The sequence below is a fragment of the Peribacillus sp. P4_C12 genome (assembly GCF_056402095.1).
This window is the reverse complement of the sequence record NZ_JBFUIB010001072.1, coordinates 1-734: the sequence shown is the minus strand read 5'-3', so window position 1 is coordinate 734 and position 734 is coordinate 1. Positions and strand designations below refer to the sequence as shown.

General features: G+C 52.4%; 7 tRNA genes. All 7 read right to left on the bottom strand.

The annotated features are described in order from the left end of the window. Positions 1–2: 2 nt before the first annotated feature. Positions 3–78 (bottom strand) — tRNA-Asp (locus tag AC1DUW_RS31390). A 6-nt stretch (positions 79–84) separates the two neighbouring features. Further along, positions 85–158 (bottom strand) — tRNA-Met (locus AC1DUW_RS31385). A 104-nt stretch (positions 159–262) separates the two neighbouring features. Then, a tRNA-Ser gene (locus AC1DUW_RS31380) sits at positions 263–355 on the bottom strand. An 18-nt stretch (positions 356–373) separates the two neighbouring features. Next, positions 374–450 (bottom strand) — tRNA-Ile (locus AC1DUW_RS31375). Between the two features lie 10 nt (positions 451–460). Further along, positions 461–537: transfer RNA gene (locus AC1DUW_RS31370), tRNA-Met, on the bottom strand. Positions 538–564: 27 nt separating this feature from the next. Beyond that, positions 565–640, bottom strand: a tRNA-Ala gene (locus AC1DUW_RS31365). Between the two features lie 17 nt (positions 641–657). Then, positions 658–734: transfer RNA gene (locus AC1DUW_RS31360), tRNA-Pro, on the bottom strand.

Genomic DNA, 734 nt, shown 5'->3' with positions numbered 1-734 from the left:
AATGGCGGTCCCGACRGGAATCGAACCCGCGATCTCCTGCGTGACAGGCAGGCATGTTAACCGCTACACCACGGGACCTAATAATTGCGGGGACAGGATTTGAACCTGCGACCTTCGGGTTATGAGCCCGACGAGCTACCGGACTGCTCCACCCCGCGACGGTAATAATGAAACGATTTTGCATCAAGTTTTCGTGTAGATTGTTTCATCCGCTTCCTCTATGTAAAGGTTGTTTCAAAACAACTTGCTGCTTTTAAAGAAATGGAGGAGGTAGAGGGATTCGAACCCCCGCGGGATTTGACTCCCCTGTCGGTTTTCAAGACCGATCCCTTCAGCCGAACTTGGGTATACCTCCGTGGCTAAAAAAATTACATGGTGGACCTTGTAGGACTCGAACCTACGACCGGACGGTTATGAGCCGTCTGCTCTAACCAGCTGAGCTAAAGGTCCTTATATTTATTGGTAGCGGCGGAGGGGATCGAACCCCCGACCTCACGGGTATGAACCGTACGCTCTAGCCAGCTGAGCTACACCGCCAATATAATATAAGTTTTTGATGAAAAATGGTGGAGCCTAGCGGGATCGAACCGCTGACCTCCTGCGTGCAAGGCAGGCGCTCTCCCAGCTGAGCTAAGGCCCCATTCATTAGAAATCACGTGGTCGGGAAGACAGGATTCGAACCTGCGACCCCTTGGTCCCAAACCAAGTGCTCTACCAAGCTGAGCTACTTCCCG